This window comes from Brevibacillus sp. SKDU10, assembly GCF_001645205.1.
In the GTDB taxonomy this organism is placed as follows: domain Bacteria; phylum Bacillota; class Bacilli; order Brevibacillales; family Brevibacillaceae; genus Brevibacillus_B; species Brevibacillus_B halotolerans.
This window is the reverse complement of the sequence record NZ_LSSO01000006.1, coordinates 1-14867: the sequence shown is the minus strand read 5'-3', so window position 1 is coordinate 14867 and position 14867 is coordinate 1. Positions and strand designations below refer to the sequence as shown.

Here is a 14867-nt window from a genome sequence, read left to right as displayed (position 1 = left end):
CAAAATGATCCCCAATTACAAAGCGTTTTGCTTAGAAAGCTGAATCATTTGATACACGTCCAATGGTTTTTTTGTTTTCTCTTGAAAAAGATGCCCATTTTTTACATGATCAATGTACAATATTCCATCCAAGTGATCCATTTCGTGCTGAATACAACGTGCTTTATGTCCAGAAGCCTCGATGATTTGCTCTTCACCCTGACGATTTAATGTTTTTACTACGATTGATTCAGCTCGCTTCACAGCTCCGTACATTCCGGGCAGGGAGAGGCAAGCTTCATATTCAAATGTTTCTCCCGATTGAGAAATAATTTCTGGATTAATTAATTCGACTAATCCGTCACCACAGTCTAGGACTGCTATTCGTTTCAAATAGCCCACTTGAGGCGCAGCCAAGCCTGCTCGACCAGGATCAGCATATAGTGTATCGATTAAATTTTGTACTAATTTTTGTTCGCGATCTGTGATACTGGTAATCGGCTTACATACCTTGCGCAGCACAGGATCACCCAGTTTTCGAATCATCAATTCAGCCATGTTGAAATCAATCCTCCAATTCGGTCTTCTTATATTGTTTTTTTCAGGGCTTACCGTACTTGTTTTACAAAAGGGCTGTAAATTTATGTATTAATTCATATTATACGTTTTATTAGCTTGTTAGTGAAAGGGTTACTATTGTTGATAGGTAATTTACCTGAAACAGAATGCTGTGCTAAGTCCTTAAAGGCTAATACAGAAAATAAACAAGGGACTGTCTACATAGGAAGGACAGCCTCTTGTTTATTTTTTAGATCCCTTGATTGTCTCTAAGCTCAACAATTGTCCCTTCAGGAGCGAGTAATTTCAGTAGTCGCCCATTTTCAACTGTATAGATTTCCTGTCCATCCTTCATTTTAAGGCGATAACCTAGATGCTTCATTCTTTGAAGCTCTGCATCCAAATTTTCTACCCATAAACACAGATGTACAAGTCCTTGGGTATTGGCGTTGGAAGGATCGAGTAATTCTCCCGTTTTCCCAGTTTGGAGCTCGATATAGAAGGAATCTAGTCTTAACCAGGTATTAAAATCACGTTGGTGAAAATGAGGTGTTTCCTGAATCAGCTCAAATCCTAAAGCTTCTTGATAAAACCGCAGGGACTCTTTATACGTATTCGTTTGGATACAAATATGATGAACATATTTTCGACTCATAACATTCTCCTATAGCAAGGTGTTGTTTTGCAAGTGAGCATAAAACTTGACCATCGTTCCTTATATAACAAATCAATCTTAGTAGTCAATCTCTTCCCAATCCTGTAAATTCGTATTTGATTCTGATAATAGCTCAGTAAAGGACGAGGCAATGTAATAAATAAAATCTGGGTCATGAACATACGCGATAATCTGCCCTGTTTTCCCGCCCGGGGCTGGATCATAATCCAGCATAAGATATAGACTGCCACCTGCTAATTGAGCGAAGGGGAACCATTTCTTGTTGAATAGATAAGGTTTAATTCTAGCATCTAATTCGGAAATCTCTTGCTCATCATAATATTCACTGAGGAGTTCATCATCTTTGCAGAAATATTCTTTTGTTTCTATTATTTCGTCAAGAGAGTATAGATAAAAGGGCTCAATACAGCCTTCGCTATATTCAGGATATAGAATATGAAAGTGGTAACCACTACCATTCTTATAACGATAAAATTCTTTGAAATCTTCAGGGAGCTTGATATCAAAGAGCGTTTCTATCTCCTGCAGGCTTTCTTCGGAAGCACCCTGTAAAGAGAGATAATTGTTATATTCCTCCTGTACATCTTCACCGACCTTACTCGATAACAATCGTTCAAGCTCTTCAATTCGTTTTTTCATTGGGCTCATTTCACCTCTGTATATGATATTACGGTTGCAGGATTGACAGGTAAGACGTGGTTTTTCAAATCGTATCATTATCTAGCTTTCATACGAGGATATGTATTACCCACTAATTATACTTGAAGATATGCTGGTTTAAAAAGAGCGTAATTTGTTTAGTGTTTGTAATCCTATTTCGTTGGATTGAAGAAGGGTTCCATGAGTATTCCGCTAACATTCTCGCTGCTGAGAAAATCCAAATTGGAGCCCTGTGGACGCAGTTGAATGATTGCTCAGAAATTACCGGTAAAATAAGAGCTTCATCTGCTTCTTACTCATTCAACATATTTACGAGGATAGGGGGGCACCGATCTATTAAAAAACTCGGCTAGTGTAGCAAACAATTCCCTGAGTGATAAGTGAATAGGGGCTTGTGCTGACTAGTAGCCGAGCTTTATTTCGAAATGGAATGTAATTTTGGAACGGTGATTGAACGCGAAAATGCTTAAACAGCTGAGAGCTTAGGCCAGTATAGCTCTACTCCCTGCTTGGTGAGCAATTGTTGATAATCAGCAAGCTTGGCAGTATCCTCCCACACTTCTCTAGGCTGATATCCTTTTTCAACACAAAAAGCGGCTAGCATCCCTGCTGACTCTCCAATATTCCATTCAACGGGATGCAGTCGATAACAACCGTTCGTGATGTGAGTGGTCCCAATATTTTTGCAAGCAGGCAAAAGATTATTTACACGAATAGGGATGAGCGCACCCAATGGGATTTGAAACGGCAAGGAGGCTACATCTATATAATTTGTACCTTCCGTGGTTGGATGCAAGTCAATGCGATAGCTGCCAATGCCAATTGTATCAAGGAAAGGCTCGGCACCCTCGTCACCTCTCATTTCTGCGCTCACATGCTGCTCAAGAACAGTAAATGCTGCTTTAATCCGGCGAGATTCTCGAATGTATGGGTACTTAGCTAATCCATCCATTGTTCCCATCACATCTGGACGTAATCGTAATCCAGGATATCCTTCCTTACCATCTGGTCGAGGTGCCTCTGTTTGCATCCAGTACAATAACGACAAGCTTAACTGTTTTGCCTGATTTAAATGCTTCAAGACCGCTTCTTCTGGAAGGTCATAAATAGGGGCCAGCCAATAATCGTTTTGTGGCCAGTTTACTAGGGTAATATCTGTAGAAAAGGTGCCGGGAACAAAATTTAATTGATCAATGATTCTCCGATACGTATATAAAGAAAATTTTTCTGTATCAGGGAACAAGGAGTATTCAATTGGCTGTAATGTTCTGGGGTCTGCTGCCGTAAAGCTTAGCTGACGAGCTGGCCAAAAGTCAGGCTTGTAATTCCGCCAAAACTCGTAGTCTGCTGGTTTATCTATAACGTGGTTTTCTCCTTCCACATAGTCCATCGCGAACACATATGTCGAGGCCTGAATGTCAAAGGGGCGTGCATCCCCGTCTATAGCATGAGGCTCACCCGTTTCGCATTGAGACTCAGCCCCAGTGACATATTCGACATTAGCCATAGGTAAAAGATCGCCACATTCTGTAGCATCTAGGAAATAGGGAGCTTTTATCGTAAGGGTAATCCCGCTGTCACATTGGGAAAGCGTAACAGAGCAAATGGTATCGCCATGTGTTTCAACCGAAGTCGGTTTAAAACGAGTTAAAATCGTAACTAGTCCACTATGCACATAAGGTGCTAGCATTTCTTCCATAACGGACAAATAGACGCGGGGGTCAGCACATAGTCGACTAACACTGCCATTACCCGGATCAAGATTGTATGTTAAACGTGCTTCTGTCGTCAACGGGAAGTGCAAACGGTAGTAGTCGCGTACTTGATTACGAAATTGGCGATAGGTTTGGGTGCAACCAAACTGCTCAATCCAACGATGCTCATCTGGTGGTACGGCCTGACTAGTAAATTGCCCGCCAATCCAATCTGTTTCCTCTGTTAGTATTACTTTTTTTCCAAGCCGTGCGGCGCCTAAAGCTGCTGCAAATCCACCCACACCGCCGCCGATAATGGCAACCTCTGTTTCTAATTCCTTATGCATCTAAACGACCTCCTTTAGTGTAAATGAAAAAACAGGGTATATATTGGTTTTAACACAGAAAGAAGTAAATGAAACCTAAAAATTGTAAAAAATAAAATATTTCATAAATCTAACTGTTAGGGAGAGCAGAATAGTAGACATAAGGGTTTTTTGGTGCTGGTACCTGTGAGATTTGCTGACCCTGTAAAATGAGAAGTTCATTACCTTCAAATGTTGTCAAGGCTAATGTTCCCTTCACCTTCACCCAGCTATCTGTCTTAAATTCCTTGGCAGTGGGCAATTGTACAAGAACTCCGGATACCTGTGCGTCTGCTGTACAGCAGGATACAGAGAAACGAGCCACCACAAATTCATTTTCCTGCATGTTAGGCTGACGATAGACAAACCCCATTAGCTCTAACGGATGGCCATCGAATTCATGCGTAAAAACAGATAATACAGTTAACCCATCTAAAAAGTTTTGATCGGTTAGTTTCATGACAGGCTCCTGATACAATGATGTAGCGAACTCCTGATAGAAATCACCAAAACCTCCAAACATCTTTCGAACTTCTTGAGTAGAAAGAGCAGTAGTGAAACGCTGAGAAGTAGTCCCGTTGGTGTTTGGCTCGGGGTTTGGCTCGGTATTGGTAATAGGGCTTGTGCTTGTAGAAGTAGTTGCCTCAGAACTAGGTGATTTGAGATCTACAGAGTTGCTTGTAGCATCTGAGCTGATCTTTTCCGATTCTTTTGAAAGTAGTTTTTTTGCATCTCCCTGTAAAAGATTTATGCCTTTTTGCTTGGCTATTGCACTATCTAGCACCTTATCAGGCATAAACAGCCCCATCAAAACGGGCAGCAAAAAAAGCCCGTAGACAAATGTACTGCTCAAGCGAGAGGCTGGTAGTCCATGTAAGCCACCACATTCGCATATTTCTTCGGCTTGGTCGGTAGCATGTCGTATTTGCCAAAAACTGCTTCCAGTTAATAGTAGTAAAATACCATCTGCGGATCAGTAGGAAATGCTGTATACGTTGCTGCTATCACAACAGGATTAATGATTGGACCTGCTAATAAGAAAATCATTCCCACATAAACAGGCATGCCTTTATGAATCAATCGGCGCACGATTGGTACGATGGCACATTCACAGACAGGAAAAATAAATCCTAGCAGGGTAGCGAAAGGGATAGCTATTAATGGGTGCTTAGGCGTCCAGTTTCGAACGGTTTCGTCACGAACGAAGGTTTGTAATAATGCAGAAAAAAACACACCAATCAACACAAAGGGAATAGCTTCTAGCAAAATGCTAAAGAAAAGCGTTGTTACATCTAATAGCTGTGGGGAATAGAGTAGAGCAGGAAGAAAGGTAGTAAGCTGATCACCTGACAAAAATAGGTATAAAAAGGCTCCGATGATGAGCACAAAGCCTAATTCCAATGTCATCGTACGAAATTTTGCGAGCATGTAAAACCTCCTGTACAGGTATTTTTTCCGAGGAACATCTATCCAACAATTCATATGTACATAAACATTTCACTGACATGTCCAGTTCTGCTCATAATCATAACTATACCAGATAAATCGAAATCATTACGATTTATTTCTGAAAAACTTTTCTGTATGTAAGCAGGTACAAAAAGGGAATAGGTTCGGAGCCCGCGAAGACTATTTTGAGGGGGAAAAAGCTGTTTGTATAAAAGCCGATTCTATCTTTTTCATTTCTGACACAGCTAAGTTTTCTAACAAATTGACATCTGTTCTATCTGTGAACTATACTTTTCTTTGCAAGTAAGTGCTTGCATTCATAAAATTAGGGTGAAAAGAGATGAGGAAAGAATCGACAAATGATAAAATTCTGCAGGCTACGATAGACTTGTTAAAGGAACAGGGCTACAGAGCTACGACTACAAAAGCAATTGCCGAAAAAGCCGGAGTCAATGAAGTGACGATTTTTAGGAACTTTGGCAGTAAAGACAAAATTATGGAAATGATCGTGCAAAGGCACACTTTTCAGATGGACATCATAAGAGATTACTTCACATGGGAACTGGAAGTGGACCTGTTACATATCGGCCAATATTTTTTGCGGCAACTTACTGAGATGCAGGATATTATTTCAATTAGTTTTCGTGACCCAACTGTGTTTGCTGAGCTTGTGAAAAAAATCTCGATCCAGCCAAATCAGTTTAAACAAATGTTGACTGATTATTTTGCTAAAATGAAGGAAAAGGGTAAGATAGCTGATATTGATTGTGTTGCTACGGCAGAATTATTTATTTGTCTCACGACGGGCTACTTTTTTATGCGATTCAGTTTGTGTCGTTCGTTAATTACGTTGAATGAGCAAGAAATAATGCACCATACTATAAACACATTCATCCGAGGGATATCACCTGGGACTCCTTCTGAATAGTTTTGCACGAGATTTGGAGAAAGAGGAGGAGCATTTATGATTTTTAGACCAAAGGACGATAAATTTTTTAGTACGTTAAGCCAGATTGTAAGTATAATTGAGGAGTCTGCTCAGTATTTTGCCCAATTTCCTGAGAAGAACGATGGAGATCTGGTTACCTTCTCTAGTGTCATGAAAGACTACGAGCATAAGGCAGATACACACATACATAAAGTAATTATGGAGTTAAACAAGGCATTTATCACACCCATTGAGCGCGAAGACATCTTGGCATTGGCTGTGAAGCTAGACGACGTACTAGATGGTTTTGAGGAGCTTTCCTCTCGCTTGGAGATTTATAATATCCAGAAGTGGGACGAGCACATGAAGGAGTTTACGGTTCTATTGCTTGCAGCTACTAAGGAGATTGCAGGAGCGACCGATCTGTTGTTCCAAAAGAAAATGAACGAGATTCATCCTTTTGTAGTAAGAATTAACGATCTAGAATCAAAAGCGGATGCCGTCTTAGATAAAAGTATTCGTCAGCTTTTTGCTTCTCAAAAAGACCCGATTGCCATAATGCAGTATAAAGAGATTTATGAGATGTTCGAAGGCGTTGCAGATAGCTGTGAGGATGTAGCCAATGCACTTGAAACGATCATCATGAGAAATGTCTAAAGAAAAGGGGTTCCATGATGGATAGTGTACTTTTTATTTTGGTTTGCATCATCATCCTGGGTTTAACTTTTGACTTTATTAATGGGTTTCACGATACAGCCAATACGATTGCCACTTCCGTTTCTACAAGAGCATTGCCTCCCCAAGTAGCAATTGTGATGGCAGCATTGATGAATTTTTTTGGTGCCTTATTGTTTACAGGTGTAGCTCAAACCATTACGAAAGATATTGTCGATCCTTTTTCTCTTGAAAATGGTTCGATCGTCCTCTTATGCGCCCTTATTGGTGCGATAGCTTGGAATCTAATTACCTGGTACTATGGAATACCTAGTAGTTCTTCCCATGCGCTAGTTGGTTCGATTGCTGGTGCTGCTATCGTTTCAGAAGGTTTATGGAGCTTAAATTATTCAGGGTTTATTCGTATATTGGAAGCATTGCTCATCTCCCCTGTTGCAGCACTGGCTATTGGATTTTTAGTTATGTCCTTATTCAAGGTAGTATTTCGCAATTCTAATCTTGCTAAAACGAACAAGGGATTTCGCATTTTTCAAATCATGACGGCTGCTTTGCAATCATTTAGCCATGGAACCAATGATGCACAAAAAACCATGGGGATTATGACGATGGCTTTGATCACAGCAGGCTTCCAGACAACTACAGACATTCCAACCTGGATTCGTGTCTCTGTCGCATTAGCAATGGGACTTGGTACCATGGTAGGCGGATGGAGAATTATTAAAACAGTTGGAGGCAAAATTACCAAATTGAAACCGGTTAGCGGTGCGGCAGCAGATTTGTCGTCAGCCTTTATCATTTTTGGATTTACTTTCCTGCACTTGCCTGTTAGTACAACACATGTCATTTCTTCATCCATTATGGGGGTAGGATCAGCACAGCGTGTGAAAGACGTAAAGTGGGGAGTAGCACGACGGATCGTGTTTACTTGGATAATCACTATGCCGATTACTGCACTGTTGTCAGCATGTTTATACAAGGTAGTCATGCTATTTGTGTAAAAGAATACACCTAAAAGATAAAGTAAACCGATCATGTTCATAAAGGAACAGAGTCTGTTTGAATGCTGCCCTCTACATGTACCTTGAGGTATATCTTTTAGGTGTTTTTTTTGTGGCGGAAAAGGTATAAAGTAGGGGTAGCGACTATCTAATCATGGAATAGGGGGGAAACGCAGATGGTAAATAGTCGTTTTGCAGTAGCTATTCATATCCTTTCAATAGTAGCATCCACTCCCTGTGGACAGGCTACATCAGCTTATATAGCTGGGAGTGTAAATACAAATCCTGTGGTAATTCGCCGTATTAGCAGCATGTTAAAAAAAGCAGGAATGATAGAGTCTAAGGTCGGGTCCCCAGGAGCTACGTTAACCAAAAGTCCGGAAGAAATAACTCTTCTTGATGTTTACAAAGCAGTACAAAGCCCTGATGAGCTATTCGCCATTCATGAGGAGCCCAATCCAGCATGTCCAATCGGAAGGCAGATTCAACACACCCTGACTGATGTTTTTTTAAGTGCCCAGCAGGCGATGGAGCAAGAATTGGCAAGCAAAACCGTAGCAGATGTGTTAAGTGGAATGGGTATGGGTAAAAATGTGACAGAATAGACCTCATCGTCGAGTATGAGGAGTCTCCATATATTGTTCATCGAAAGCTAGCGATCGGTCTGAAGAGAAAGATTGTTAGCTTTTAGCTTTTTCTAATCAGCGAAATCTGCACATATCAGGAGGGCAGAGAGCTTTTGTTCCTTGACACTCTACGTAAAATAGAAAAGAAGAGGGTGATCAATACATGCTACGAAAGAAAACCATGGCGGAACTTTTAGAAGAGTTTCGTTCTGATGAGCGGATGAAACAAAACATCGTTACCTGGACAACGATTCCGCCTCGCGATCCACAGGTAGTACCATTTCCAGAGCAAATAGATGAACGGATTGCTCAAGCGTTGAGTAGACGAGGGATTTCATCTTTATATACACATCAAGCAACAGCCTTTCGCCATATTCAGGATGGGAAGCATATTGTGGCTGTGACTCCAACCGCTTCAGGAAAAAGCATGTGCTACCATCTGCCAATTTTGCAAACGTTGGCTAATGATGCGCAAGCGAGGGCACTATATATGTTTCCTACTAAAGCCCTTGCTCAGGATCAAAAGAGTGAGTTGCATGAATTGATTAATGATATGGGAATAAGCATTAAATCGGAGACCTATGATGGTGATACGCCCGCTGCTATACGGCAAATGGTCCGCAAGGCCGGCAATATTGTCATTACAAACCCGGACATGCTGCATTCTGCGATCCTGCCTCACCATACGAAATGGGTCGCTTTTTTTGAACATTTGAAATATGTGGTAATTGATGAGCTACACACCTACCGAGGTGTATTTGGGAGCCATGTTGCCAATGTGATCAGACGGTTAAAACGTATATGCGCATACTATGGTTCTCATCCACAATTCATTTGTACTTCTGCCACTATTGCTAATCCAGTGCAATTAGCAGAACAAATCACAGAGGAACAGATGGAACTTGTAGATAACAATGGAGCTCCGGCAGGAACGAAGCATTTTATATTTTACAATCCACCTATTGTAAATCATCAGCTAAATATTCGTAGGAGTGCAACATTAGAAGCGCGGGACATAGCATCTACTTTTCTAACAAATGGAGTGCAAACGATTTTATTTGCGAGAAGCCGTGTGCGTGTAGAGATACTTTTGACCTATTTACAGGAGCTGATTCGAAAAAAACTGGGGCCCAAAACAATTCAAGGCTATAGAGGTGGATATTTACCAACACAAAGGAGACAAATTGAACGAGGATTGCGACAAGGTGATATTGTCGGGGTGGTTAGCACAAATGCACTAGAGCTAGGTGTAGACATTGGCCAATTACAGGCATGTGTGATTACAGGATATCCTGGTTCCGTGGCTAGTACATGGCAGCAGGCAGGAAGAGCCGGACGCCGGCAGGATGAGTCTGTCGTGGTTATGGTTGGAAGCTCCTCTCCACTTGACCAGTACATTATTTTGCATCCAGAGTATTTCTTTGAACGAAATCCTGAGTCAGCTCGTATTAATCCTGACAATCTAATCATTCTTGTGGATCATATGAAGTGTGCAGCATATGAACTGCCTTTTGCGGCAGGAGATACTTTTGGACGGGCAGAAATAGCAGAAATTCTAGAATTTTTAACGGAGGAGCAGATATTGCACTTCTCAAAGGGGAAGTGGTTCTGGATGAACGATTCTTTTCCAGCTCATAACATCAGCTTGCGCTCTGCTTCACAGGAGAATGTGGTGATTGTCGATATTACCGAGCGTGGACAGGAAAAGGTCATTGGAGAAATGGATCGTTTCAGTTCGATGACATTGCTGCATGAGGAAGCGATTTATCTGCATCAGGGGGTGCAGTACCAAGTAGAAAAGCTGGATTATGAAGAGAAAAAGGCCTATATTCGCGAGGTGAAGGTCGATTATTACACAGATGCGAATTTAGCGGTCCAGTTAAAGGTTCTAGAGTCAGATTTTACACGGAAGCAAAACGAGACTGAATTGGCTTATGGGGAAGTAGCGGTTAATGCGATGGCTACGATTTTTAAAAAAATTAAGTTCGAGACCCATGAGAACATCGGATCAGGGCCGATACATTTACCAGAAGAGGAATTGCATACGAATGCGGCTTGGATTAGTTTTCCGGAATCTATTTTGCAAACGATTGGTCAAGAGGAGGTAGAGCTTGGGCTGGTTGGGGCAGGACATGTGCTGCAACACGTTGCTCCTTTATGGGTGATGTGTGATCCGAAAGATTTGCATGTCATCTCACAGAGAAAAGCTGTCCATTCGAATCAACCAACGATATTCTTCTATGACCGATATCCAGGTGGCATTGGCCTAAGCGAACAGGTGTATCACCAGATGGAAACCATACTTGCTAAAGCAGAAGAGATGATTAGCTCATGTCCATGTGCGTCGGGATGTCCTTCGTGTATTGGATATGTGGAGCGGGATGGAAAAGAGCTAGCACTTTCTCTATTGCGAGTGGCGCAAGGGGGAACAGCGTTTGTCTCTTAAAAATAAATTGCAACGAATGAAAAAGCATCTGACACTCGAAAGTAATAACGAGCAAGAGAATCGGCAGGAAAAGCATGCAGAGCCCAAACAACAGAGTGATATATCCGCGACCAGCTTACAAAGACCAGAGCAGTCGAAATGTATACGAAGCGTCTATGAATCACCTCAATTCCAGATTCCGTATGCAGATACGTGGCGACGTCTTCAAGCCAAACCATTCTTTGGCGAAGAGGAGTACGCTATGGTACGAGAAGTTCGTTATCCCTTAGACATGATTCATGGGAACTATGAATTTTCGGCTTTACTTGATGTTATCGACAAATGGAACGAAAGCGGCCTGGAGCATCCTCTGTCTGCTGCCAACAAACGCCCAGAGGAGTTACTATTCTTTGATACAGAAACAACTGGTTTACATGGTGGGGTGGGTAATACCATCTTCTTATTGGGCTATAGTAAATGGGAACAGGATGAGGTGGTCGTTCGTCAGCATTTTTTAACCGATCCTTTTTCGGAAATTACGTTGTATCAGTCTTTTTTAGCAGATGTAAAAGAATCCAAACAACTTGTCACCTATAATGGAAAAGCGTTTGATTGGCCTCAGGTAAAAACACGACATACGCTGGTACGAAATGATGTGCCAGCCTTACCTGTGTTTGGTCACATCGATTTGTTGCATGGGGCGAGAAGACTATGGAAAAATGAACTCGTTTCTTGTCGCTTGTCGATCGTAGAACAACAAAAGCTAGGAATCAGACGCTTGGAAGACATACCTGGCTCACTAGCCCCAATGCTATATTTTGAGTACGTCAGAGAGCAGAATCCAGAACATATTGCTGGTGTGCTTCAGCATAATGAAGTGGATGTACTATCCCTTATTACACTCTATATTCATATCTCTTATATGCTGTTGTCTGCAGAGTCTGTTACGATGTCTATGGAAGAGCGATATGAAGTGGCACGCTGGTATGAGGCGATCGGATCAGAACAAATAGCTTTGTCACATTACAAGGAAGTGGCTCGTAGCAAACATCCTTATGCTGGGCGGGCAAAAGCTGCGCTAGGGCATTTATTTAAGCGTCAAAAGGAATGGGGTAAGGCTCTTTATTGCTATGATGCCTGCTTACAGGACAAAGAATGGGGTACCGAGGAGATTTGTATCGAGGCAGCCAAGATTTGTGAGCATCAATTAAAAGAATATGACAAGGCATATGCGTATACCAAAATGGCCTTCGAGCGCTGGCAAAAGAAAACGTCATATCTGCGGCTAAGGAATAAATCAGAACGCGAAATGTATGAAAAAAGGCTTTTGCGCTTAGAGAAAAAGCTAGGGCAAGTAAGTGAGAGCTTGTTTGATGAAGAGGCTGCAAGATGAATTGGGGCTAGGAATGTGTTGTCATTTTATCAATTTATATGGTTTAACAAAGGACGTTTCCTCAGTAGGCTGTATTTGTACTGGTGGGAATGTCTTTTTTTAATGAGATAGAGAAGTCCAATGCCGTAGCAATCTTAATTTTTCATTTCTTTATTTTCCTACGAGGGTATCAGGTTATTAAGGAAGGGATTTGCTCGATTTTCAAGCCGAATATTTGTAGGGGATCAATATGATTTACCTGCATGTATGCAGAAAGCTGACCTCGATGATGAATTTCATGTTCAGCCATTGCCATTATGATTCTCCAGGCACTGACTTCATAGCCTAAGAGATTTTTCACCTTTCTGGCTAGTTGCTCAGACTCTAACTGATGAAGGCCTAGCAGAACAGTATTGTGGCAATTCTGTAAATAATGGATAGCTTCCTCCATAGTCCGACCCTTATCGGGTTCATGCCCGCAATACTTCCATTCATGATGTATCATCGCATGATAAAACATTACTTCTGCAGAGCCCAAATGTCGGACGATATCACCAAAAGAAAATTTGTGATCGTCTGGACGCCAATCGATGAGAACTGGATGGGCAAAATAAACGGAAAGTGGATGGTCGCGTCTATTACAATCATGAGTTATGATAAATAAAACGGCAGAAAGAGTTGAAACGAATGACTTATCTTATACCTTTCATTTTTTTGATCGTATTGGTAGCTGCCATTGGGACTATCCTGGTAGGGATAAAGCCAAAGGATCATAATTATGGTACGAAGACAAAAAGAAATTTGACCAGATTAACAATGTTTTACGTCATATGCACCGTTATTTTTTTGGGAATTTTCTTTTATTTCTTTTATAAGTAAAGAATGGTTTAAAGCATGCAAGATAAAAACACCCCCCAAACAGGTCGTAAAGAAATGAGGGTTTGTTCACGTCGAGAAGCTTGGCATGATGACCGAGCTTTTTTTGGCATGTCAGCTTATTTTGTATAAGAGTAGACTGCCACTTATTGCCCGGCATTACAGCTTACCATGATGATCTGCAATACGAGCAAGCCGATATGATGTAACAAATCTGCTCCGCACTCATGCTTGATTACAAAGAAGCTTGATAAACTGTTCTTCTTCGTTCTCTTCTATAATCTGTTCTACTTCAACTGGATGAAGCCGGTATAATTTGTGACAAGAAAAGGCTCGTGATCGAGAGAATCAAATTTCAGATAATGAAACAGGGATACGACGATAAGTAAACCTTCTTTTCCAACATCCTCCTCTTAATCTGAGTTAGCCAACTTTACGACTATGCAACATTACTAACATTAGGCAACTATTTTTTACCAATAAACCTTTTTGAAAGGAAAGAGGGGTAGGTATAAAAAATTGCTTAATTTAAAAATTGAAGAAGGTTTGTAAAAAATTAACTAAACAACTGCTAAAAAATAGTGTACTCTTATTTATAGGTAACAAAAATCAGGGAAATCTTGGGGAGAGAACAACTTGATAAAAAGAATACGTAGTCAATTACAAGAATCAATGTGGGGAAAAATAGTAGCAACAATTTTTACATACTGGTATTTTCTGGTATCAATTGTGATCTGTAGCATTGTAGCTGTTCTTGTAGAAGTTGTGATTGGATACAATATCCAGCAGATGGTTTCGTATTCTATCGTTGACACTCAGGATCATATGAGCACTTTATTGTATGTGTTTGGGATTTGTGTCATGATCGGGATGATTGCTCACTTTCTTGTGAAATGGTTGTCTACGAAATTTAGTGCTTCCATTATCAGAGATTTACGAAATCGCTTTGCCGAAAAATTAGAGCATGCTTCCTTTGCCTCTGTAGAAAAATACAGCACTGGGGATCTTTTATCCCGATTCTCCAATGATTTAACGATTGTACAACGATTTTTGACTGAACACTTTCCAAAACTAATCATTGAGCCTCTTATGTTTATCGCTGCTTTTGTCTACCTCTTCTTGATTAGCTGGAAACTTATCCTTTTTAGCTTGTCTTTGGTTCCATTTGCATTACTTTTTGCAGCTTTGATAAGCAAACCTCTAAATGCCTACTCCTACGAACTACAACAGCAGGTCGGTCGTACAGCCTCTATTATGAAAGATACTATCTCAGGAATTCCAATCATTAAAGTGTTTCATTTATATGAAGCTTTCTTTCAAAGATTCAAAACGGCAATTGAACAAATGCTGCAACTGAATTTAAAGATTGAACGCAGACATGCTTGGCTAAATCCGCTTCATATTATATTTATGTCAAGTCCGCTGGTGTTTTGTATTCTGTTTGGAGCTTATCTAATTGCCCACCAGGAATTGAAACCAGCGGAGTTAATTGCCTTTATTTATTTCTTGGGACATATTATACAGCCTGTTTCAGTTCTTCCCGAATTAATCATTCAATTTCAACAAGCACTAGGATCGTATAGACG

General features: G+C 40.8%; 15 protein-coding genes. 8 read left to right on the top strand and 7 right to left on the bottom strand.

Annotation, left to right across the window (positions count from 1 at the left end):
• Positions 1–15: 15 nt before the first annotated feature.
• From def to AYJ08_RS22675, 6 genes are all read right to left on the bottom strand, one after another.
• A complete protein-coding gene (def, locus tag AYJ08_RS00990) occupies positions 16–537 on the bottom strand; it encodes a peptide deformylase (RefSeq protein ID WP_064016229.1) in 522 nt (173 codons plus the stop codon).
• Positions 538–787: 250 nt separating this feature from the next.
• Positions 788–1192, bottom strand: coding sequence for a VOC family protein (locus AYJ08_RS00985; protein ID WP_064016228.1), 405 nt, complete (start codon positions 1190–1192; stop codon positions 788–790).
• Between the two features lie 78 nt (positions 1193–1270).
• Positions 1271–1852, bottom strand: coding sequence for an SMI1/KNR4 family protein (locus AYJ08_RS00980; protein WP_064016227.1), 582 nt, complete (start codon positions 1850–1852; stop codon positions 1271–1273).
• 487 nt (positions 1853–2339) lie between these two features.
• Positions 2340–3914: an FAD-dependent oxidoreductase gene (locus AYJ08_RS00975; RefSeq protein ID WP_064016226.1), complete on the bottom strand. Its 1575-nt coding sequence runs from the start codon at positions 3912–3914 to the stop codon at positions 2340–2342.
• A gap of 109 nt (positions 3915–4023) precedes the next feature.
• On the bottom strand, positions 4024–4857 hold the full coding sequence (locus AYJ08_RS00970) for a TIGR03943 family putative permease subunit (protein ID WP_231928963.1): 834 nt from the start codon (positions 4855–4857) through the stop codon (positions 4024–4026).
• Between the two features lie 20 nt (positions 4858–4877).
• The gene (locus AYJ08_RS22675; RefSeq protein WP_231928960.1) at positions 4878–5360 is read right to left on the bottom strand and encodes a permease; all 483 of its coding nucleotides are present in this window, start codon (positions 5358–5360) and stop codon (positions 4878–4880) included.
• A gap of 361 nt (positions 5361–5721) precedes the next feature.
• On the opposite strand from AYJ08_RS22675, the gene AYJ08_RS00960 reads away from it, so the two are divergent.
• The 6 genes from AYJ08_RS00960 (at position 5722) to AYJ08_RS00935 (ending at position 12426) form a co-directional block, all read left to right on the top strand.
• Positions 5722–6309, top strand: coding sequence for a TetR/AcrR family transcriptional regulator (locus AYJ08_RS00960; protein ID WP_003336302.1), 588 nt, complete (start codon positions 5722–5724; stop codon positions 6307–6309).
• A 36-nt stretch (positions 6310–6345) separates the two neighbouring features.
• Positions 6346–6966, top strand: a complete 621-nt coding sequence (locus AYJ08_RS00955; protein ID WP_064016224.1) for a DUF47 domain-containing protein — start codon at positions 6346–6348, stop codon at positions 6964–6966.
• 17 nt (positions 6967–6983) lie between these two features.
• Positions 6984–7982: an inorganic phosphate transporter gene (locus AYJ08_RS00950; protein WP_064016223.1), complete on the top strand. Its 999-nt coding sequence runs from the start codon at positions 6984–6986 to the stop codon at positions 7980–7982.
• A 176-nt stretch (positions 7983–8158) separates the two neighbouring features.
• Complete coding sequence (locus tag AYJ08_RS00945; RefSeq protein ID WP_031415234.1) at positions 8159–8587, top strand: Rrf2 family transcriptional regulator; 429 nt, start codon at positions 8159–8161, stop codon at positions 8585–8587.
• A 184-nt stretch (positions 8588–8771) separates the two neighbouring features.
• Positions 8772–11054, top strand: coding sequence for a DEAD/DEAH box helicase (locus tag AYJ08_RS00940; RefSeq protein WP_064016222.1), 2283 nt, complete (start codon positions 8772–8774; stop codon positions 11052–11054).
• Positions 11044–12426: a ribonuclease H-like domain-containing protein gene (locus tag AYJ08_RS00935; protein WP_064016221.1), complete on the top strand. Its 1383-nt coding sequence runs from the start codon at positions 11044–11046 to the stop codon at positions 12424–12426. Before AYJ08_RS00940 ends, AYJ08_RS00935 begins: the two co-directional genes overlap by 11 nt.
• A 169-nt stretch (positions 12427–12595) precedes the next feature.
• Here AYJ08_RS00935 and AYJ08_RS00930 read toward each other — a convergent pair whose 3' ends face one another.
• The gene (locus tag AYJ08_RS00930) at positions 12596–12943 is read right to left on the bottom strand and encodes a DinB family protein (protein ID WP_231928959.1); all 348 of its coding nucleotides are present in this window, start codon (positions 12941–12943) and stop codon (positions 12596–12598) included.
• On the opposite strand from AYJ08_RS00930, the gene AYJ08_RS24675 reads away from it, so the two are divergent.
• Both AYJ08_RS24675 and AYJ08_RS00920 read left to right on the top strand, forming a co-directional pair.
• A complete protein-coding gene (locus tag AYJ08_RS24675) occupies positions 12944–13069 on the top strand; it encodes a hypothetical protein (RefSeq protein ID WP_255365439.1) in 126 nt (41 codons plus the stop codon).
• Between the two features lie 848 nt (positions 13070–13917).
• On the top strand, positions 13918–14867 hold a 950-nt coding region (locus AYJ08_RS00920), incomplete at its 3' end, for an ABC transporter transmembrane domain-containing protein (protein WP_255365438.1).

Excerpts from the sequence above, each read along its gene's own strand:
- def (WP_064016229.1), bottom strand. The coding sequence starts at position 537 with ATGGCTGAATTGATGATTCGAAAACTGGGTGATCCTGTGCTGCGCAAG.
- AYJ08_RS00985 (WP_064016228.1), bottom strand. The coding sequence starts at position 1,192 with ATGAGTCGAAAATATGTTCATCATATTTGTATCCAAACGAATACGTAT.
- AYJ08_RS00980 (WP_064016227.1), bottom strand. The coding sequence starts at position 1,852 with ATGAAAAAACGAATTGAAGAGCTTGAACGATTGTTATCGAGTAAGGTC.
- AYJ08_RS00975 (WP_064016226.1), bottom strand. The coding sequence starts at position 3,914 with ATGCATAAGGAATTAGAAACAGAGGTTGCCATTATCGGCGGCGGTGTG.
- AYJ08_RS22675 (WP_231928960.1), bottom strand. The coding sequence starts at position 5,360 with ATGCTCGCAAAATTTCGTACGATGACATTGGAATTAGGCTTTGTGCTC.
- AYJ08_RS00960 (WP_003336302.1), top strand. The coding sequence starts at position 5,722 with ATGAGGAAAGAATCGACAAATGATAAAATTCTGCAGGCTACGATAGAC.
- AYJ08_RS00955 (WP_064016224.1), top strand. The coding sequence starts at position 6,346 with ATGATTTTTAGACCAAAGGACGATAAATTTTTTAGTACGTTAAGCCAG.
- AYJ08_RS00950 (WP_064016223.1), top strand. The coding sequence starts at position 6,984 with ATGGATAGTGTACTTTTTATTTTGGTTTGCATCATCATCCTGGGTTTA.
- AYJ08_RS00945 (WP_031415234.1), top strand. The coding sequence starts at position 8,159 with ATGGTAAATAGTCGTTTTGCAGTAGCTATTCATATCCTTTCAATAGTA.
- AYJ08_RS00940 (WP_064016222.1), top strand. The coding sequence starts at position 8,772 with ATGCTACGAAAGAAAACCATGGCGGAACTTTTAGAAGAGTTTCGTTCT.
- AYJ08_RS24675 (WP_255365439.1), top strand. The coding sequence starts at position 12,944 with ATGTCGGACGATATCACCAAAAGAAAATTTGTGATCGTCTGGACGCCA.